The organism is Chondromyces apiculatus DSM 436, from assembly GCF_000601485.1.
Lineage (GTDB): Bacteria > Myxococcota_A > Polyangia > Polyangiales > Polyangiaceae > Chondromyces > Chondromyces apiculatus.
Map to the genome: position 1 here is coordinate 81830 of NZ_ASRX01000041.1, position 21974 is coordinate 103803.

1 protein-coding gene is annotated in these 21974 nt (G+C 73.3%); it reads left to right on the forward strand.

The window, feature by feature from the left end:
• The first annotated feature begins 172 nt into the window (after positions 1–172).
• A complete protein-coding gene (locus tag CAP_RS24660; protein ID WP_197041339.1) occupies positions 173–21910 on the forward strand; it encodes a non-ribosomal peptide synthetase/type I polyketide synthase in 21738 nt (7245 codons plus the stop codon).
• The last annotated feature ends 64 nt before the right edge of the window (positions 21911–21974 follow it).

The window sequence follows — 21974 nt, forward strand, 5'->3', positions numbered from 1 at the left end:
ACGGACCCTCGGCGCGAAGGTGCGGGATCTCGGCCTAGAAGTGCCGCGCGGACGGTGGTAGCGAGCCGACTCCCGCGCCCCTGCTGAGTGTCTTTCACCGAGTCCCTGGAGCTGCCGTCGCCGTGTCCTGTTGAAGGATGCGGTGCTCCACGCCTCCTGCATGAGCAGCATCATGAAGAATTCCTCTCCTCTTCGAACGGTCCCCTTCGCGGAGGAAGATCTCCTCGCGTTGATCACGTCCCGCCTCGCGGAGCGGCTGGGCATCGACCCGCGCTCGGTCGATGTCCACCAGCCCTTCAGCCGTCACGGGCTCGACTCGCTGGGGGCCGTGCACCTGACCGCGGAGCTGGGCAACGCGCTCGGGCGCTCCCTCTCTCCGATCCTGATCTGGCAGCACCCGACCCCGGAGACCCTGGCGCGTCACCTGGCCGGTCACGCCGGGGAGCGCCCTGCCGTCACCCAGGCCGCGGGCGGGGCGCAGGGTGGGGGCGGGGCGCAGGACGAGCCCATCGCGGTCATCGGGGTGGCCTGTCGCTTCCCGGGCGCACCGAGCCCGGAGGCGTTCTGGGGTCTCCTGAGGGGCGGGGTGAGCACGATCACGGAGACGCCGCGGGACCGTTGGGACGCGGAGGCGCTGTTCGATGCCGACCCGGGGGCGCCGGGGAAGATGAACACCCGCGCGGGCGCGTTCCTGGAGCGGATCGACGGGTTCGATGCAGCGTTCTTCGGCATCTCCCCCCGCGAGGCCACGGTCATGGATCCGCAGCAGCGGCTCATGCTGGAGCTGAGCTGGGAGGCGCTGGAGGATGCGGGGATCGTGCCCGGCACGCTGAAGGGGAGCCAGACGGGAGTCTTCTTCGGATCCATCTGGGACGACTACGCGGCGCTGCTCTACCGGAACGAGGGGCGGGCGGTCACCCCGCACACGGTGCTCGGACATCACCGCAGCCTCCTCGCGAACCGGCTCTCGTACGCGCTCGGGCTGCATGGCCCCAGCATGACGGTCGACTCGGCGTGCTCCTCGGGGCTGGTGACGGTGCACCTGGCCTGCGAGAGTTTGCGCCGGGGGGAGTCGGCGCTGGCCTTCGCGGGTGGGGTGAACCTGAACATCCTCCCGGAGAGCACCATCGGCGTCTCGAAGCTCGGGGGCCTGTCTCCGGACGGGCACTGCTACACGTTCGACGCGCGCGCGAACGGCTACGTGCGAGGGGAGGGTGGGGGCGTGGTGGTGCTGAAGCGCCTGTCGCGCGCCCTCGCGGATGGCGATCCGATCTACTGCGTGATCCGCGGGAGCGCGGTGAACAATGACGGGGCCAGCAATGGCTTGACGGCGCCCAGCCCGGAGGCCCAGGAGGCGGTCTTGCGCCTCGCGTACGCGCGCGCCGGCATCGACCCGGCCGAGGTGCAGTACGTCGAGCTGCACGGCACGGGCACGCCGCTCGGCGATCCCATCGAGGCGCAGGCGCTCGGCGCGGTGCTGGGCGCGCGGAAGCCCGCCGGGCGCCCGCTGCACGTGGGCTCGGCGAAGACCAACCTGGGGCACCTGGAGGGGGCGGCGGGCATCGTCGGGCTGCTCAAGGTGGTGCTCTCCATCCGGCACCGGCAGCTCGCGCCGAGCCTGAACTTCGAGACGCCGAACCCGCTCATTTCTTTCGCGGACCTGAACCTGCGGATGCAGACCGGGCTGGATCCGTGGCCGGAGATGGATCGTCCGCTGGTGGCCGGGGTGAGCTCGTTCGGGCTGGGAGGCACGAACGCCCACGCCGTGCTCGCGGAGTGGCCGGCGCGTCGGGTCGAGGTCCTGCCGCTCGCCGCGGAGAGCCCGGAGGCGTTGCGCCTGGAGGCGCAGCGAACGATGGAGGCTCTGGCTTCAGACGCAGGTGCAGGTGCAGGTGCAGGTGCAGGTGCAGGTGCAGGTGCAGGTGCATCCTCGCTGAGCGTCCTTTGCGCCGCGGCGGCGCGGGCGGCGGCGCGGGTGGGCGCGGAGGAGCACCGGCTCGCCGTGACCGCGGGGTCGCGCCAGGAGCTCGCGCAGCGCTTGCAGGATTTCCTGGGAGGCAAGGCGCACGTCGGGGTGTCGGTGGGCCGCGCCGAGCCCGCCGCCGCGCGGAAGATCGCGTTCGTCTTCGCCGGGCAGGGGGCGCAGTGGCTCGGCATGGGTCAGCGGCTCCTGCACGGGGCGCCGGCGTTCCGGGCGACGCTCGCGCGGTGCAGCCGGTATATCGAGCAGTTCCTGGGCTGGTCGCTGCTGGAGGAGCTGACCGCAGGTTGGGAGAGGTCGCGGCTCGACGAGATCGACGTCAGCCTGCCGGCGATCATCTCCATCGAGATCGCGGTCGCGGCGCAGTGGCGCGCCCTGGGCATCGTGCCGGATGCGGTGGTGGGCCACAGCACGGGCGAGATCGCTGCGGCGCACGTGGCGGGGGTCCTGAGCCTCGAAGACGCGATGCGGACCATCTGCGCCTACGGACGCATCATCCGGCGCCAGAAGGGCAAGGGCGCGATGGGCGTGGTGGGGTTGCCGTGGAGAGAGGCCGCCGAGGCGCTGGCGGGCCACGAAGGGCGGCTCTTCCGCGCCATCCAGCACAGCGCGGAGTCGACGGTGGTGGCGGGGGCGCCGGACGCGCTCGATGCGCTGTTCCAGGCGCTGGAGCGCCGGAGCGTCTTCTGCCGCCGCGTGGCCATGGACGTGGCCCCCCATTGCCCGCTGGTCGATGAGCTGCGTGACGAGCTGTTCGAGGCGCTGCGCGCGGTGCACCCTCGCCCCGCGAGGATCCCGATCGTCTCCGAGGTGACCGGCGCGCTGCTCGCTGGCGAGTACTTCGACGCCGCGCACTGGGTCCGCAACTTCGGCGATCCGGCGCTGTTCTCGACGGCGGTCGATGCGCTCCTGGAGAACGACATCCGCGTCTTCGTCGAGGTCAGCCCCCATCCGCTCGCCTCGCCTGCGGTGGAGTCCAACCTGCGCCGCTCCGGCCGGCGCGGGGTCGTGCTGCCTTCGCTGCGGCGTGACGAGGACGAGCGGGGGGTGATGCTGGACACGCTGGGCGCCCTGTACGTGCGCGGCGCGTCGGTGATCTGGGACGAGGTCCGCCCGGGGGACGAGGAGGCGCGCGAGGCGTTGCCGGTGGTGCTCTCGGGCAAGACAGAGGGGGCGCTGCGGGCGCAGGCCGAGCGGCTCCGGGTGCACCTCGACGATCACCCGGATCTCGGGGTGGCGAGCATCGCCCGTGCGCTCGCGTTCACGCGGACCCACTTCGAGCGCCGGGCCGCGGTGGTGGCGCGCGATCGCGCGACGCTGCGCGACGCGCTCGACGCCCTGTCGCGCGGTCCCCAGGATTCCCAGGGCCAGGCGGCTGCCGCGCTGGTGCTCGGAGAGGCGCGCACGGCGGGCAAGGTGGTGTTCGTCTTTCCGGGGCAGGGCTCGCAGTGGGTCCGGATGGCAGAGCCGCTGCTGGAGGTCTCCGCGGTCTTCCGCGAGAGCATGGACGCCTGCGCGCGGGCGCTCGCGCCGCACGTGGACTGGTCGCTCCGGGCGGTGCTCCGCGGCGACGAGGGGGCGCCGCCCCTGGAACGGGTCGACGTGGTGCAGCCGGCGCTCTTCGCGGTGATGGTGTCGCTGGCCGCGGTCTGGCGGTCGTTCGGCGTCGAACCGGACGCCGTGGTCGGCCACAGCCAGGGCGAGATCGCCGCCGCGTACGTGGCAGGCGCGCTGTCGCTCGACGACGCGGCCAGGGTGGTGGCCCGGCGCAGCCGGGCGCTGGCACGACTCGCAGGGCGCGGCGCCATGGCCTCCGTGGACCTGCCCGCGCAGGAGGTGGAGCGCCGCCTCGCGCGCTGGGGCGAGCGGCTGGCCATCGCGGCGCTGAACAGCCCTCGCTCCACCGTGGTCTCCGGTGACCCGGAGGCCATCGATGCGCTGCTCGGAGAGCTTGCCTCGGCGCAGGTCTTCGCCCGCAAGGTGCGCGTCGACTACGCCTCCCACGGGCCCCAGATCGAGGCGGTCCGCGAGGCGCTCCTGTCTGATCTCGCGGGGATCGCGCCGCGCGCGTCCACGGTTCCCCTCCACTCCACGGTCAGCGGGGAGAAGGTCCACGGCGCCGAGCTCGATGCCGGCTACTGGTACCGGAACCTCCGGCAGACGGTCCGCTTCGAGGAGGCCGCGGGGAGGCTCCTGGCGCAGGGCCACCGCTTCTTCGTCGAGGTCAGCGCCCATCCGGTGTTGACGCTGGCGCTGCACGAGACCGTCGACGCCTCGGGGCTGCCGGCAGTGGTGGTCGGTTCGCTGCGGCGGGACGAGGGGGATCTCGCGCGGCTCCTGCGCTCCCTCTGCGAGCTGTTCACCCAGGGCCTCGCGGTGGACTGGGCGAGGGTGCTGCCCGAGGGCGCGCGGGCACCGCTGCCCACCTACGCGTTCCAGCGCGAGCGCTACTGGCTCGACGTGCAGAGAGCGCAGCCTGCCGACGTGGCCTCCGCTGGCCTCGCCTCGGCAGACCACCCGCTGCTCGGGGCGGCCGTGTCCCTCGCCGAGGGCGATGGGGTGCTCTTCACCGGGCGGTTGTCGCTCCAGAGTCACCCCTGGCTCGCCGGGCACGCGGTGTTCGATACGGTCCTCCTGCCGGGGACGGCCTTCGTCGAGCTGGCGCTCTGCGCCGCGCGCCGCGTGGGCCTGGACCGGGTCGAGGAGCTCGTGCTGGAGGCGCCGCTCGCGCTCGCCGCGGAGGGCGCCGTCCACCTGCAACTGTCCGTGAGCGCGCTGGACGAGGCGGGGCGCAGGGCGCTCGCCCTCCACGCCAGGGCCGAGGGGGCGCCCGCCGCGGCGCCCTGGACCCGTCACGCCACGGGTCGCCTCGCGCCCGCCGCGGAGCCTCTCGCCTTCGACCTCCGCGCCTGGCCGCCGGCGGGAGCTGCGCCGCTCGCGCTGGAGGGCATCTACGCGCGCCTCGGGGAAGCAGGGCTCAGCTACGGGCCTGACTTCCAGGGACTGTCCGCCGCCTGGAAGCGCGGCGACGACCTGTTCGCCGAGGTGCATCTCCCCGAAGGTCCCGCGAGGGAGGCGGGGGCGTTCGGCATCCATCCGGCGTTGCTCGACGCGGCCCTGCACGTGCTGGCGATCGCGATCCTCCAGGCGGGAGGCGAGGTGGTGCTCCCGTTCTCCTGGGCGGGCGTGTCCCTGGGCGCGACCGGGGCTTCCAGCCTGCGGGTGCGCCTGTCCCGCGGCGGTGACCGAGGTGACGTCTCTCTGAGCATCGCCGATGCCTCGGGAGCGCCGGTGCTGGAGGTGGAGGCGCTGCACACCCGGGTCGCCTCGGCGGAGAAGATCCGGAGCCTGCTCGTGGCGCGGCAGGACGCGCTCCACCGCGTCGACTGGGCGGCGGTCCCCAGCACGTCCGTGCCAGCGCCCACCGGCGCGCACACGGCTCACTGGGCGCTGCTGGGCGACGGCGACATGGGGCTGGCGGCAGGCTTCGAGAGGGCCTCTGGGCGGCTCGATCGACATGCTGACATGGCCGCGCTGGAGGCCGCGCTCGACGCGGGTGAGGCTGCGCCCGAGATCGTGGTGGTCACCTGGGTGGCCGGGGCGGGTGATCCGGCGCAGGCCTCGGAGGTGGCCCGGGCAGCGCACGTGGCCACGCACCGCGCGCTCGCGGTCCTGCAAGCCTGGCTCGCGAACGAGCGTCTGGCGTCCAGCAAGCTCGTGCTGGTCACCCGGCGCGCCGCGGCGACGGGCCTCGATGACGAGAACCTCGACCTGGTCCACGCGCCCCTCTGGGGCCTCGCGCGCGCGGCTCAGTCCGAGCACCCCGATCGCGCGCTCATCCTCCTCGACCTCGACGACGCCGAGGCCTCGCTCCGGGCGCTGCCAGAGGCCGTTACCTCCGGCGAGCCCCAGCTCGCCTTGCGGGAGGGGACGTTGCGCGTGCCCAGGCTCGCCCCGCTTCGTCCCGCGGAGGCCCTGCCGCGCCCCCTGAACCCTGAAGGCACGGTGCTCCTCACCGGGGGCACGGGCACGCTCGGCGCCTTGGTTGCCCGGCACCTCGTGGAGGCGCACGGGGTCCGGCACCTGCTGCTCGCCTCTCGGCAGGGGGCTGCCGCGCTGGGGGCAGAGGCGCTCCAGCGCGCGCTCACCGCCTCGGGTGCGCGCGTCACGGTGGTCGCCTGTGACACGGCCGACCGTGAGGCGCTCGCGGCGCTCCTCGCGTCCGTGCCCCGGGAGCATCCGCTGACCGGCGTCGTCCACATGGCCGGCGTGCTCGATGACGGGATCCTCGGTGCTCTCACGCCCGAGCGGGTCTCTCGCGTCCTGCGGCCCAAGGTCGATGCCGCCCTCCACCTGCACGCGCTGACCCAAGGCCTCGACCTGTCCGCCTTCGTGCTGTTCTCCTCCATGGCCGGTGTGCTGGGCACTGCGGGACAAGCCAGCTACGCCGCGGCCAACGCCTTCCTGGACGCGCTCGCGCATCGGCGGAGAGCGGAGGGTCTGCCTGCCACCGCGCTCGCCTGGGGCTTCTGGGAAGAGCGCAGCAGCATGACAGGTCACCTGAAGAGCGCCGACCTCGCGCGCATGGCGCGCCTGGGAATCGCGGCGCTCTCCGCGGACGAGGGGCTCGCCCTCTTCGACGCCGCCCTCCTGCGGCCCGAGGCTTCGCTCGTGCCGGCGCGCCTCCGCGCCACCGGGTGGAGCGCCGAGGCAGGTGCGGTGCCGCCCCTCCTGCGAGGCCTCTTCCGGGTCTCCGCGCGTCGACCCGCCTTGGCCAGCGCCGGCGCTGGCGCTCCGGCGACGCTCGCCGCGCGCCTCGCTGCGCTCTCCGACCAGGAGAGGGAGCGCGCCCTGCTCGATCTCGTGCGCGCCGAGGCTGCCACGGTGCTCGGCCAGCCCGCGCGCGAGGCCATCGATCCCGACCGGCCGCTCCAGGAGGTGGGGTTCGACTCGCTGATGACGGCCGAACTGCATGGCCGGCTCGTCACCCGCACCGGACTCCGGCTGGCGATCGGCACCGTGATGCGGCTCGGGACGCCTTCGCGGCTGGCGGAGGCGCTCGACGCGCTGGTCGTCGTGGAGCGCCCGCAGGACCAGGCCGGCACCGCCGGATCCCTCGCCTCCCTCCCGGACGTGCTGCCGTCGGCGCCCGCGGTGCTGCGGCCCCTCCTGGCGCCCACCTCACCGGGCCAGGCGCGGCTCTATTTCCTCGATCGCCTGCTCGCGCGCCGGGAGACCTACAACCTTCACGCCACGGCCCGCATCGGCGCCCTGCTCGAACCCCGGCTGCTCCGGCAGGCGCTGGAGGGGCTCGTGTCCAGGCACGAGCAGCTCCGGATGCACGTGGTGGAGGAAGACGGGGTGCCGTGGCAGCGGGTGCTGCCCTGGGTCGAGGTGCCGGTGGAGGTCGTCGACCTCCGTCATCTGCCTGCGGCAGAGCGCGAAGGCGCGTTTGCGCGGCTCGCCCGCGCCCAGGCCGAAACGCCCTTCGACCTGGCCACGCCGCCGCTCCTGAGGATGGCGCTGGTCTGGCTGGGCGCCGCGGAGAGCGCGCTCGTGGTGACCTGGCATCACATCGCCACGGACGGCTGGTCCTTCGGGCTGTTCGTGCGTGAGCTGTCCGCGGCCTACGCCACCGTGGCCGCTGGACAGCCCCTCGACCTGCAGAGCGCGCCCTCCTACCGACGCCACGCCGAGCGGGTGCGGGGCTGGCTCTCCTCGACCGAAGCCGACGCGCACCGGCAGTTCTGGCGAGCGCAGCTCGAAGGCGTCGCGGTGCTCGACCTGCCCACCGACCACCCGCCTCCCGCCGAGCGGCGCGGGCTCGGTGGCCTCCTGGGGTTCGACCTCGACGCCGGGCTGGCCGACGCGATCGATGCCCTCGCCCGGGACACCAGGAGCACCCCGTTCACCGTGCTCCTCGCCGGCTGGGCGACGCTGCTCCACCGCTACAGCGGGCAGAGCGAGGTCACCGTCGGGGTGAACACCAGCGGCCGCGAGCAGCCGGGCCTGGAGGAGGTCATCGGGTTCTTCGTCAACACCCTGCCGCTGCGCTGCAGCGCGGGCGGCGATCCGGAGGTGGGCGCGCTCATCGAGCGACTGCGCGGGCAGCTCTGGGCGGCGCTCGATCACCAGGCGCTCCCCTTCGACGAGATCGTGCGCGCCGTCCCCGATGCGCGCCGCGGCGGCGCCGAGCAGAGCCCGCTGTTCCGGGTGGGCTTCGTGCTCGAAGAGCGCTCCTGGTTCCCGGAGCGCTTCGCTGGCGCCCCGTGGGAGCTGCTCGGCGCCTCGGTCAGCGGCGACGTCGAAGGCACCACCAAGTCCGATCTGTCGCTGGCGATGGTCAGGACCGCCGCTGGCTACCGGGCGTCCCTGGAGTACGACGCGGAGCTGTTCGATCCGGACACCATCGCGCGGATGGCCGGGCACCTCGGGGAGGTGCTGACGGCGATGGTCGCGGACCCGGGGCAGCGGCTCTCGGAGCTGCCGCTGCTCACGGCGGAGGAGCGCCAGCAGCTCCTGGTGACGTGGAACGCCAGCGCGCGGCCCTATCCGCAGGAGCTGTGCGTGCACCAGCTCTTCGAGCAGCAGGCCGCGCGCACGCCCGATGCGGTGGCGGTGGTGTTCGAGGAGGAGCAGGTCACCTACGGGGATCTCGACGCCCGGGCCAACCGGCTCGCCCACCACCTGCGCGGGCTGGGCGTGGGTCCGGAGGCGCGGGTGGGCATCTGCCTGGAGCGCGGCGTGGAGATGGTGGTGGCCATCCTGTCGGTGCTCAAGGCGGGCGGCGCGTACGTGCCCCTCGACCCGAGCTACCCGGAGGCGCGGCTTTCGTTCATGGCGCGCGACGCGGACCTGCGCGCCTTGCTGACCCGCGCCCACGTCGTCTCCGGCGCCGTGGCGTGGCCCGCGGAGATGCAGCGGGTCGCGCTGGATGCGCTGGACGCGCTGGACGTCGGCGACGCCACGCTGGCGGCGCTCGCGGCGCTGCCGGAGACCGCGCCCGCGCTCCTCGCCGCGCCCGACAACCTCGCCTACGTGATCTACACCTCGGGCTCCACCGGCCAGCCCAAGGGGGTGGGCGCCCTCCACCGCGCCGCGGTCAACCTGATCACGTACGAGTCCGAGCTGCTCGACCTCCGCCAGGACACGGCAGTCCTGCAGTTCTCCTCCATCGGCTTCGATCCGTCGGTGACCCAGATCTTCACGCCCCTGAGCCGCGGCGGTCGGCTGGTGGTGGCCTCGGACGAGCAACGCCGCTCCAGCGCGGCGCTGATGGCGCTCTTGCGCGGGCACGCGATCGAGGTCGCCGACCTGCCTCCGAGCGCGCTCACGTTGCTCGACGCGCGAGGCCTGGAGGCACTCCGGGTGCTGCAGGTCGGTGGCGAGGCGTGCCCTCCTGCGCTGGCCGCGCGCTTCGCCCCGGGGCGCCGCTTCGTCAATGCCTACGGCCCGACCGAGACGACCATCACGGCGTCCTACTGGGAGGGCACGCCGCTGCCCGAGGCGACGCTGCCTCTCGGCCCGCCGAGCGCGAACAACCGGCTCTACGTGCTCGACGCGGCCCTGCGGCCGGTGCCGATCGGCATCCCCGGTGAGCTGTGCATCGCTGGGGTGGGCGTGGCCCGGGGCTACCTGAACCGGCCCGGGCTGACGGCAGAGAGGTTCGTGCCCGACCCGTTCGGGCCCGAGGGCAGCCGCATGTACCGCAGCGGAGACCGGTGCCGCTTCCGGGCCGACGGCACCCTGGAGTTCCTCGGCCGGTTCGACGACCAGGTGAAGATCCGGGGCTTCCGGATCGAGCTCGGGGAGATCGAGGCGGTGCTGTCGGCCCACCCGGCCGTGGAGCAAGGGGTGGTGGTGGCGCGGAGCGACGGCCCTGGCGAGGCGCGTCTCGTCGCGTACCTGGTCGGGGAGGCGCTGCCTTCCTCCGGAGAGCTGCGCGCGCATCTCGCGGCGACGCTGCCCGAGCACATGGTCCCTGCCGCGTTCGTGCGGCTCGACGCCTTGCCGCTCACCCCGAGTGGCAAGGTGGACCGCAAGGCCTTGCCGGCGCCGGAGCTGGACCGCGCGGCCCTGTCGGCAGGGTACGTCGCGCCACGCACCCCCACCGAGGCGGCGCTGGCCGAGATCTGGGCGGCGGTGCTCGGGGTGGAGACGGTGGGGGTGGAAGACGACTTCTTCGAGCTGGGAGGCCACTCGCTGCGGGCGACGCAGCTCGCCAGCCGCATCGCCTCGGTGCTGGGGGCGGAGGTGCCGCTGCGGGCGCTGTTCGAGGCGCGCACGGTGGCGGCGCAGGCGCGCCTGGTGGAGGCGGCCGGGAGCGGCGTCCAGGCTTTGCCGATGGCCCGGGTGGATCGCGGAGGCCGGCTGCCGCTGTCGTTCGCGCAGGAGCGCCTCTGGTTCCTCGACCGGCTCAACCCGGGCCGGGCGCAGTACACCGTCCCCCGGGCGCTGCGGCTGCGCGGCCCGCTCGACGTGGCGGTGCTGGAGGCCTCGCTGGGGTGGCTCCTGGAGCGGCACGAGGTGCTGCGCACCACGCTGCACCAGGACGAGGCCGGGCCGTGGCAGCGCATCGCACCCCCGGGCGAGGTGCGGTTGCCCGTCGAACCGCTCGCCGACGACGCCGCGCTCGCCGAGCGCCTCGACGAGGAGGTGCGGCGTCCGTTCGATCTGACCGAGGGGCCGGTGCTCCGCGCGCGGCTGTGGCGGCTCGGGCCGCCCGCGGTGGAGGAGCACGCCTTCCTCGTGTGCGTGCACCACGTGGCCTTCGATGGCTGGTCGGACGGGGTCTTGCTGGGCGAGCTGTCCCAGGCCTACGCGGCCTTCGTCGCGGGGCTTCTGCCGGCGCTGCCGCCACCGAGCCTCGGCTACGCGGACTTCGCGGTCTGGCAGCGGCAGTGGCTGCAGGGCGAGGTGCTGGAGCGCGGGCTTGCCTACTGGCGCGAGGCCCTGGCCGGCGCGCCGGTGCTGGACCTGCCCACCGACCATCCCCGCCCGGCGGTGCAGTCCGACCGCGGCGCCCACTTGCCGCTCGCCTTCGACCCCGCGCTCAGCGCCGACCTCGACGCCCTCGCCCGGCGGGCCGAGGTCACGCCCTTCATGCTGCTGCTGGCGGCCCTGGCCACGCTGCTGTCGCGCTACGCGGGGCAGGACGAGGTGGTGATCGGCAGCGCCATCGCGGGCCGCGACCGCATCGAGCTGGAGCCGCTGGTGGGGTTCTTCGTCAACACCCTGGCCCTGCGCGTGGACCTCGGCGGCGACCCCACAGTGCAGGATCTCCTGCGCCGGGTGCGTCGCACCACGCTGGACGCCTACGCTCACCAGGAGGTGCCCTTCGAGAAGGTGGTCGATGCGGTGGGCATCTCTCGCGACACCAGCAGGACGCCGCTGTTCCAGGTGATGCTGGTCCTGCAGAACACCCCGCCGCCAGCGGCGCAGCTCGGCGCGGCGACGCTCGAACCGCTGCACCTCGAAGCGTCCAGCGCCAAGTTCGATCTCACCTTCACCCTGGAGCAGACGCCCGAGGGCCTGCAGGGCGGAATCGAGTACTGCACCGACCTCTTCGAGCGGGACACCATCGTCCGGATGGCGGGGCACCTCGGGGAGGTGCTGAGGGCGATGGTGGCGGAGCCGGGGCGCCGGGTCTCGGAGCTGTCGCTGCTCACGGCGGAGGAGCGTCGGAAGCTCCTGGTGACGTGGAACGACACGGCGCGGCCCTACCCGCAGGAGCTGTGCGTGCATCAGCTCTTCGAGCAGCAGGTGGCGCGGACGCCCGACGCGGTGGCGGTGGTGTTCGAGGGCGCGCAGATCACGTATGCCGACCTCAACGCCCGCGCCAATCAGCTCGCGCACCGTCTGGTCACGCTGGGCGTCGGGCCGGAGAGCATGGTGGGCCTACGGCTGGAGCGCTCGTTGGAGCTCGTCGTGTCCATCCTCGGGGTGGCGAAGGCCGGAGGGGTCTACGTGCCGCTGGACACGCGCTATCCGCCGGCGCGGGCGACGTACATCCTCCAGCAGACGCGCGCGGCGCTGCTGTTGACGGGAGCCGCGGGTGGCGACGAGGCGCTGCCGCACGGGGTGCCGACGCTCGTGGTCGACGCCGGGCGCGTCGAGGTGGACCCAGGGGCTCCCCCCGTCACCTGTCACCCGGACCAGCTTGCTTACGTGATGTACACGTCCGGGTCGACGGGGACCCCGAAAGGCATCGCCACTTCCCATCGCTGCATCGTCGCGCTGGCGTTCGACCCTTGCTGGCGCACGGGTCACCAGCGACGCGTGCTCTTGCATTCACCTGCTGCCTTCGACGCCTCCACGTACGAGCTCTGGGTGCCCCTGCTCGGCGGCGGGCAGGTCGTCATCGCCCCCGCAGGCGAGCTGTCCACCCATGATCTGGCGCGCGTGATCGTCAGAGAGAAGATCACGGGCGTGTTCTTGACCTCGGCCCTGTTCAATCTGCTGGCCGAGGAGTGCGCGCCCTGCTTCAGCGCGGTCGGCGAGGTCTGGACGGGTGGGGAAGCTGTCTCTCCAGTGTCGGTCCAGCGCGTGATGGAGGCGTGCCCGAACACCCTCGTCGTCGATGTCTATGGGCCGACGGAGACCACGACCTTCGCCACCTGCCATGCCGTGCGCCGCCCGCTCCGCCTCCAGGGCACGGTGCCCATTGGCAAGCCGATGGCCAACACGGGCGCCTATGTCCTCGATGCGCGCTTGCTGCCGGTGCCGGTGGGCGTCACCGGTGAGCTCTACCTCGCGGGAGCGGGGCTTGCGCGGGGCTACGTGGGCCGCCCCGGGTTGACCGCCGAGCGCTTCGTCGCCGTGCCGTTCGGGAGCGGCGAGCGCATGTACCGCACCGGTGACCGTGTGCGCTGGAACGCGGACGGGGACCTCGAGTTCCTCGGTCGCGCCGACGATCAGGTGAAGATCCGAGGCTTCCGGATCGAGCTTGGCGAGATCGAGGCGGCGCTGTTGGTCCACCCGGCGGTCACGCGCTGCGTGGTGGTGGCGCGGAGCGAAGGCCCGGGCGAGGCGCGTCTCGTGGCCTACGTGGTCGGCGAGGCGGTGCCCTCGGTCGGGGAGCTGCGCATGCACCTGGCGGCGACATTGCCCGCGTACATGGTGCCAGCCGCGTTCATGGTGCTCGATGCCTTGCCGCTGACCGCCAACGGCAAGGTCGACCGTCGCGCCTTGCCCGCGCCAGCGCAGGATCGGGCAGCGCTGTCGGCAGGGTACGTCGCGCCACGCAGCCATGCCGAGGCAGCGCTGGCGGAGATCTGGTCGGCGGTGCTCGGGGTCGAGGTGGTGGGAGTGGAGGACGACTTCTTCGAGCTGGGTGGGCACTCGCTGCGGGCGACGCAGCTCGCCAGCCGCATCGCCTCGGTGCTGGGGGCGGAGGTGCCGCTGCGGGCGCTGTTCGAGGCGCGCACGGTGGCGGCGCAGGCGCGCCTGGTGGGAGGGGCGCAGGCCAGCACCCGAGGCGGGCCCATCGGGCGTGTCGCGCGCGGGGGCCGGCTGCCGCTGTCGTTTGCCCAGGAGCGACTCTGGTTCCTCGATCGGCTCAGGCCCGGCACGGCGCAGTACAACGTGCCGCTGGCGCTGCGGCTGCGCGGCCCGCTCGATGTGGCGGCGCTGGAGGCGTCGCTCGGGTGGCTCCTGGAGCGGCACGAGGTGCTGCGCACCACGCTGCATCACGACGAGGCCGGGCCGTGGCAGGAGATCGCCCCGGCAGGCACCCTCCGGCTGCCAGTCGAGGCCATTGCCGACGAGACGGTGCTGCAGGAGCGTCTCGCCGAGGAGGCGCGGCGGCCGTTCGATCTGGCCGAGGGGCCGGTGCTGCGCGTCAGCGCGTGGCGGCTCGGGCCGGAGGAGCATGTGCTGCTGCTGTGCGTGCACCACGTGGCCTTCGACGGCTGGTCGTTCGGGGTGCTGCTCGGTGAGCTGGCGCAGGCCCATGCCGCCTTTGCGGCAGGTCGCACGCCGGCGCTGCCGGCGCCGAGCCTCGGCTACGCGGACTTCGCGGTGTGGCAGCGGCAATGGCTGCAGGGCGAGGCGCTGAAAAGCCGGCTGGTCTACTGGCGCGAGGCCCTGGCCGGTGCGCCGGTGCTGGACCTGCCCACCGACCACCCCCGCCCGGCGGTGCAGTCCGACCGCGGCGCCGACCTGTCGCTCGCCTTCGGTCCCACGCTCAGCGCCGACCTCGACACGCTTGCCCAGCGCGCCGGGGTCACGCCCTTCATGCTGCTGCTGGCGGCCCTGGCCACAGTGCTGTCGCGCCACGCCGGCCAGGACGACCTCGTCATCGGCAGCCCCATCGCCGGTCGCATCCGCACCGAGCTGGAGCCGCTGGTGGGGTTCTTCGTCAACACCCTGGCCTTGCGCGTGGACCTCAGCGGCGACCCCACGGTGCAGGATCTCCTGCGCCGGGTACGTCGCACCACGCTGGACGCCTACGCCCACCAGGACGTGCCCTTCGAGAAGGTGGTCGACACGCTGGGCATTCCCCGCGACACCAGCAGAACACCCGTGTTCCAGGTGATGCTGGTGCTGCAGAACGCGCCGCTCCCGGCCGTGCAGCTCGGCGCGGTGGCCATGGAGCCCCTCGACGTCGAGACCGGCAGCGCCAAGTTCGACCTCACCCTGCGCCTGGTGCAGACACCCACCGGGCTGCAGGGCTCCCTCGGGTACTGCGTCGACCTGTTCGAGGCGGAGACCATCGCGCGGATGGCCGGGCACCTCGAACAGGTGCTGAGGGCCATGGTGCAGGATCCGGGGCGGCGGCTCTCGGAGCTGTCGCTGCTCACGGTCGAGGAGCGACAGAAGCTCCTGGTGACCTGGAACGACACAGCGCGGGCTTACCCGCAGGATCTCTGCATCCACCAGCTCTTCGAGGCGCAGGTCGGGCGCGCGCCCGAGGCAGTGGCGGTGGCGTTCGAGGGCGAGCTGCTCACCTATGCGGCGCTCGATGCGCGGGCCAACCGGCTGGCCCACCACCTGTGCGCGCTGGGGGTGGGGCCCGAAGCGCGGGTGGGCATCTGCCTCCCGCGCTCGGTGGACGTGGTGGTGGCCATGCTCGCGGTGCTCAAGGCCGGCGGGGCGTACGTGCCCCTCGACCCGAGCTACCCCGAGGCCCGGCTGCGCTTCATGGCCGACGACGCGGAGGTGCGCGTGCTGCTCAGCCTCTCCTCGCTCGCCTTCGGGTGGCCGGAAGGGACGCAGCGGGTGGCGCTGGACGCGCTCGAAGAGACGCTGGCGAAGCTGCCTGACACGGCACCTGCGCCATGCGCGCGGCCCGACAACCTCGCCTACGTGATCTACACCTCCGGCTCCACCGGCAAGCCCAAGGGCGTGGGCGCGATCCACGGCGCGGTGGTCAGCTTGATCGCGCACGAGGCCGAGCTGCTCGATGTCCGGCGGGGGACGGCCGTGCTGCAGTTTGCGTCCATCGGCTTCGATGCCTCGGTCTCGCAGATCTTCACGACCCTGACCCAGGGAGGTCGGCTGGTGATCGCCTCCGCGGAGCAACGTCGCTCCAGCGCGGCGCTGACGGCGCTGCTGCGTGCGCACGCGATCGAGGTCGCGCACGTGCCTCCGAGCGCGCTGATGCTGCTCGGGGAGGCACGCCTGGATGCGCTGCGGCTGCTGCGCGTCGGGGGTGAAGCGTGCCCGCCCGCGCTGGCCGCACGTTTCGCCGCGGGGCGCCGGTTCATCAATTCCTACGGGCCGACCGAGACGACCGTCACCGCGTCCTACTGGGAGGGGAGCCCGTCGCCCGAGGCGTCGGTGCCGCTCGGCCCGCCGGGCGCCAACAACCGGCTCCACGTGCTTGGCGCGGACCTGCGGCCGGTGCCGATCGGCGTCCGCGGCGAGCTGTGCATCGCAGGCGTGGGCGTGGCGCGGGGCTACCTCGGCCGGCCAGCGCTGACCGCGGAGCGGTTTGTGCCCGACCCGTTCGGGCCCCCGGGCAGCCGGATGTACCGCAGCGGAGACCGGTGCCGCTTCCGCGGCGACGGCACCCTGGAGTTCCTGGGGCGGCTCGACCACCAGGTGAAGATCCGGGGCTTCCGGATCGAGCTCGGAGAGATCGAGGCGGCGCTGTCGACGCACGCGGCGGTCGCGCAGTGCGTGGTGGTGGCGCGGACCGACGGCCCGGGCGAGGCCAAGCTGGTGGCCTATGTGGTCGGCGAGGCGGTGCCCTCGGTCGGCGAGCTGCGCGCACACCTGGCGGCGACGTTGCCCGAGCACATGGTACCCGCGGCCTTCGTGGCGCTCGACGCCTTGCCGCTGAGCCCCAACGGCAAGGTCGACCGCAAGGCCTTGCCCGCGCCGGAGCTGGATCGGGCCGCCCTGTCCGCGGGCTACACCGCGCCGCGCAGCCCTGCCGAGGCGACGCTGACGGAGATCTGGTCGGCGGTGCTCGGCGTGCCCGAGGTGGGGGTGCACGACAACTTCTTCGAGCTGGGTGGCGACTCGATCTTGACCATCCAGGTGGTGAGCCGCGCGGCGCGCAACGGCTTGCACCTGAGCCCGCGTCAGCTCTTCGAGCGTCCGACGGTGGCGGCGCTGGCGATGGTGGTGGCCCCGGGACCCGAGCAGGGGAGGGCCGAGCAAGGGCCGGTGGAAGGCGAGGCGCCGCTGACGCCCATCCAGCGCCGGTTCTTCGCAAGGGGCTTCCGGACGCCGCAGCACTGGAACCAGGCGGTGTGCGTGACGGTGCCCGCGGGCTGGTCGGCGGAGGTGCTCGGGGCGGGGCTGCGGGCGCTCCTGGCGCAGCACGATGCGCTGCGGCTCGGGTTCGATGGCGCCCGGGCATGGCATGCGCCGCTGCCGCCCGCGGTGCTGGTGGAGGTGCTGGACCTGGCCGCGGTCGCCGACAGGGACGCGCGTGACCGGCGGATGGAGGCCGCGGGCACCCGGCTGCAGGCCAGCATGGTGCTCGATGCGCCGCCGTTGCTGCGGGCGCTGCGGGTGGACCGGGGCGAGGAGGGGGTGCGGCTGGTGCTGGCGATTCACCACCTGGTGGTGGACGGGGTGAGCTGGCGGGTCCTGATCGAGGATCTGATGCAGGCATGCACCGCGATCGCTGCGGGCGAGCCGGTGGCGCTGGGAGCGAAGACGACGGCGTGGAAGACGTGGGCCGAAGCGCAGCAGGCGCGGGTGGCCGCGGGGGCGCTGGACGCGGAGCGGCCGTTCTGGGAGGCGGTGCTCGCCGCGCCCGTGACGGCGCTCCCGGCGCGGGGGGCGGAGGTGGGAGCTGGCGCACCTGGCGACGCCGAGCCCCTGCACACCACCGTGTGCCTCTCGATGGCGCGCACCACGGCGCTGCTGCGCGAGGCGGGCAAGGCGTATCGGATCGAGATCAACGATCTCTTGCTGTGCGCGCTGGCCCAGGCGCTGCGTCGGTGGACCGGCGGCGACGCGGTGGGCGTGCTGCTGGAAGGGCACGGCCGCGAGGAGGCGCTGCTCGGGGGCCTCGACGTGAGCCGGACGGTGGGGTGGTTCACGACCGTGTTCCCGGTGCGGCTGGACCTCGGCGGCGTCGGCGAGGACGATCTGGGCGGCGCGATCAAGGCGGTGAAGGAGCAGCTCCGGGCGGTGCCGCACAAGGGAGCGAGCTACGGGATGCTGCGCTGGCTGGGCGAGGACGGGGCGCGGCTCGCGCTGCCCGAGCGCGGCTTCGAGGTGGTGTTCAACTACCTGGGCCAGGTGCAGGCAGGACAGGCGGGGCTGGGCGCGGATGCAGGGCCAACCGGCCTGTCCATGGCCCCGGAGAACCACCCGACCTCGCCGGTGAGCATCAACGGCCTCGTGGTCGACGGCGCGCTGCAGATGCGGCTGGACTGGGATGGGCAGCGCTTCGCTGCCGGTGCGGTCGAGGCCTTCGCGGAGGCGTTCCGCGCCTCGCTGGAGGCCCTCGTGGCGCACTGCCTCGATGACCAGGCCGGGGGGCTGACGCCTTCCGACGTGCGCCTCGCCGGTGTCGACCAGTCCACGCTCGATCGGCTCTGCGCCGAGCGACCCGGGCTCGTCGACCTCTACCCGGCCACCCCGATGCAAGCGGGGATGTTGTTCCATGCCCTGCACGATCCCGACTCCTCCGCCTACTTCGAGCAGCTCTGCTTCGAGCTGCGCGGCGTGGTGGACGAGGTCGCCTTCGAGGCGGCTTTCGCTGCCGTGGTGGCCCGTCACCCCGCCCTGCGCACCGCCCTCGTGTGGCGCGACCTGCCGCGCCCGATGCAGGCGGTGATGGCGTCGGTCGCGCAGCCCTGGCAGCGGATCGACTGGCAGGGTGAGCCGGTGGAGAGCGAGCCCGAGCGGTTGCAGGCCTGGCTCGCCGCCGACCGGGCGCGCGGCTTCACGCTCGACCAGGGGCCGCTGATGCGCTTCGCCTGGCTTCGCCACGCCAGCGGACGGCGGCACCTGGTCTGGAGCCACCATCACGTCTGCATGGATGGCTGGTCGCTGCCGGTGGTGATGGGCGAGGTCCTGCGTCTCTATGACGCCCGCCGCGCCGGCACGCCGATGGTCTTGCCCGACCCGGCACCGTACCGGCGCTACGTCGCCTGGCTGGAAGGCCAGGACCGCGTGGCCGGCGCTGCCTTCTGGCGCGAGGTGCTCGGCGACGTCACCGAGCCCTTCCGGCTGGCGTTGCCCGCGCCAGCGCAGCACGACCCGGGCCAGGGCGAGCACACCCTCTCCCTCGACGTGGAGGCGACTGCCGCGCTGCAGCGGCTGGCCCGCGCGCACCACCTCACCCTCAACACCCTGCTGCAGGGCGCGTGGGCGCTGCTGCTCTCCCGCTACTCGGGCCGCGACGACGTCTGCTTCGGCGTCACCGTTGCCGGCCGTCCTGCCAGCGTCGAGGGTGTCGAGCAGATGGTGGGGCTGTTCATCAACACCCTGCCGCTGCGCGTCCGCGTCCGCCCCGAGGCCGTGCTGTGCGCGTGGCTCGCCTCCCTGCAATCCAGCCAGGTGCGCGCCCGCGAGCACGAGGGCATGCCCCTCGCCGACATCCAGCGCCTCACCGGCATCCCTGCGGCGACCACGCTGTTCGACACCCTGCTGGTCTTCGAGAACTACCCGGTCGGCGATGCGCTCGACGTCTCCGACCTCGGCTTGGACCTGGGCGATGTGAAGGGATTCGAGCAGACCACCTACCCCCTCACCGCAGCGGTCATCCCCGGCGAGGCGCTGCAGGTCAAGCTGAGCTGGGACAGGCGCTGCTTCGACGGCGACACCATCGGCCGGATGGCGGGGCACCTGCGGGAGGTGCTGAAGGGCATGGCCGAGGAGCCGGGGCGGCGGCTCTCGGAGCTGTCGTTGCTGATGGCGGAGGAGCGCCAGCAGCTCCTGGTGACCTGGAACGATACGGCGCGGCCTTCCCCGCAAGACCTCTGCGTGCATCAGCTCTTCGAGCAGCAGGTGGCGCGCACGCCCGACGCGGTGGCGGTGGTGTTCGAGGAGGAGCAGGTCACCTACGCCGACCTCAATGCCCGGGCCAACCGGCTCGCCCACCACCTGCACGGGCTGGGGGTGGGTCCAGAGGCGCGGGTGGGCATCTGCCTCCCGCGCAGCGCCGAGGTGGTGGTGGCGATCCTCGGGGTGCTCAAGGCTGGCGGCGCGTACGTGCCCCTCGACCCGAGCTACCCGGAGGCGCGGCTGCGCTTCATGGCGTGCGACGCGGGCCTGTGCGCCTTGCTGACCCGCTCGGGCCTCGCCCCGGATGGACTGGAGGGAATGCACCGGGTGGAGCTGGATGCCCTCGAAGCCAGGCTCGCGGTGCTGCCTGATGCCGATCCTTCGCCGCTCGCCGGGCCCGACGACCTCGCCTACGTCATCTACACCTCGGGCTCCACGGGCAAGCCCAAGGGGGTGGCGGTCACGCACCGCGGCCTGCCCAACCTGGTGCGGGCGCGCGCGGCGTGGCAGGACCTCCGGCCTGAGCGGCGCGTCCTCCTGTTCGCGGCGTTCGGCTTCGACGCCGCGGTGTCCGATGTGCTCGGTGCCCTCTGCTCGGGTGCGTGCCTGGTGATCGCGTCCGAGCGGGTGCGGAGCGAGCCCGAGGCCCTGGCGCGCCTGCTCGCCGAGGTGGACGCGGTCGTGCTGCCCCCGGCGATGTTGCCGGCCCTGTCGCCGACGACGATCCCGGCGAGCTTGAGCCTGGCCCTCGCCGGAGAGCGATGCGCACCGGCGGAGGTGAGGCGCTGGTCCCAGGGGCGGTCGCTGCTCAACTTCTACGGGCCCACGGAGACCACCGTCTGGGCCACGGCCTGGCGCACCGAGGGAGCGGCGGAGAGCCTGCCGATCGGGCGGCCCATCGACAACACCCGTGTCTACCTGCTCGACCGCGCCTTCGAACTCGTGCCGGTCGGCGTGCCCGGCGAGCTGGTTATCGCCGGCGTGGGCGTGGCCCGGGGCTACCTGAACCGGCCCGCGCTGACGGCGGAGCGATTCCTCCCCGACCCGTTCGGGCCTCCAGGCAGTCGGATGTACCGCAGCGGGGACCAGTGCCGCTGGCGAGCCGATGGAGCCATGGAGTTCCTCGGGCGGGTCGACGACCAGGTGAAGATCCGGGGCTTCCGTGTGGAGCTGGGGGAGATCGAGGCGGCGCTGTTGGCTCACCCTGCGGTCGCGCACTGTGTGGTGGTGGTGAGGACCGATAGCTCGGGCGAGACGCGGCTGGTCGCATACATGGTCGGCGATGTCCTGCCTTCCACCGGAGAGCTACGCGCACACCTGGCCGCCATGGTGCCCGAGCACATGATCCCCGCCGCCTTCGTGCGGCTCGACGCCTTGCCGCTCACCCCGAGCGGCAAGGTAGACCGCAAGGCCTTGCCGGCTCCGGAGCTGGATCGCGCGGCCCTGTCTGAAGGCTACCTCGCGCCCCGCACCCCCACCGAGGTGGCGCTGGCCGAGATCTGGTCGGCGGTGCTCGGGGTGCCGGAGGTCGGGGTGCAGGACAGCTTCTTCGAGCTGGGTGGGAACTCCATCCTGACCATCCAGGTGGTGAGCCGCGCGGCGCGGGCGGGCCTCGCGCTCACCCCGCGGCAGCTCTTCGCGTCCCCCACCATCGCCGCCCTGGCGCGTGCGCTCCAGTCTCCCGCGGGCGAGGTTGCGGCCGGGAGCCTCCTGCCGCTCCGCCGTACAGGGACGGAGCGCCCGCTCATCCTCACCCCGCCGCTCGGCGGGACAGGCCTCACCTTCCTCGCGCTCACCCGCGCCTTGCGTCCCACCTTGCCGGTGTGGAGCTTCGACCAGCCCAGCCTCGACGGGCTCGCCTCTTCTCCGGCGTCGGTCGAGGCGCTCGCGAAGCTGTGGGTCGAGGAGCTGGAGCGCACGCTGCCCGACGCGGCGCCCTACCGGCTCGGCGGCTACTCGTTCGGCGGGGTGGTGGCGGTGGAGATGGCGCGCCAGCTCCTCGCGCGAGGGCGGCCGGTGGAGCGGGTCTTCCTGCTCGATGCCGGTCTGCCTGGAGGTTCCGGCACGTTCGACGCCATGGAGTTCGTGGGGATGCTCGGCCAGCAGCTCGGCGTGGACGACCTCACCCGCGCTGCGCTGGAGGGGATGGGCGTCGAAGGCGGGCTGCGACGGGTGGCCGCGGCGATGGCCGACCACGCGGGCGAGTTTGCGCCGGCGGCGGCCTCGGTCGACTACCTGCGCCGCATCCTCGTCACCGCGGAGAGAAGCCACCGCATGATGGGGTCCTGGCAGGTGCGTCCGGTCGAGGTGCCGATCACCTTCCTCAGCGCCTCGAAGGATGTCCAAGTGGCGCCCGACCTGGGATGGGGAGAGGTCCTGGGCCGGCCCATCGAGGTGCTGCTGGTCCCCGGCGACCACAACCGGATGCTGCAACCGCCTGCCGTGATGACTCCGGCGCTGTGCATCGAGGCGCGGCTCGGCGCCGTGGCTTCCGCGCGCGCGCCAGAGAAGTGAGTCCCCCCCAGCGGCTCTGAAGAAACCCACGGCGAGACGTCCTGCTGGAGCGGCGCCTCGCCCC

Bases quoted from the DNA above. Each gene is read 5' to 3' on its own strand.
- CAP_RS24660 (WP_197041339.1), top strand. From the start codon at position 173: ATGAAGAATTCCTCTCCTCTTCGAACGGTCCCCTTCGCGGAGGAAGAT.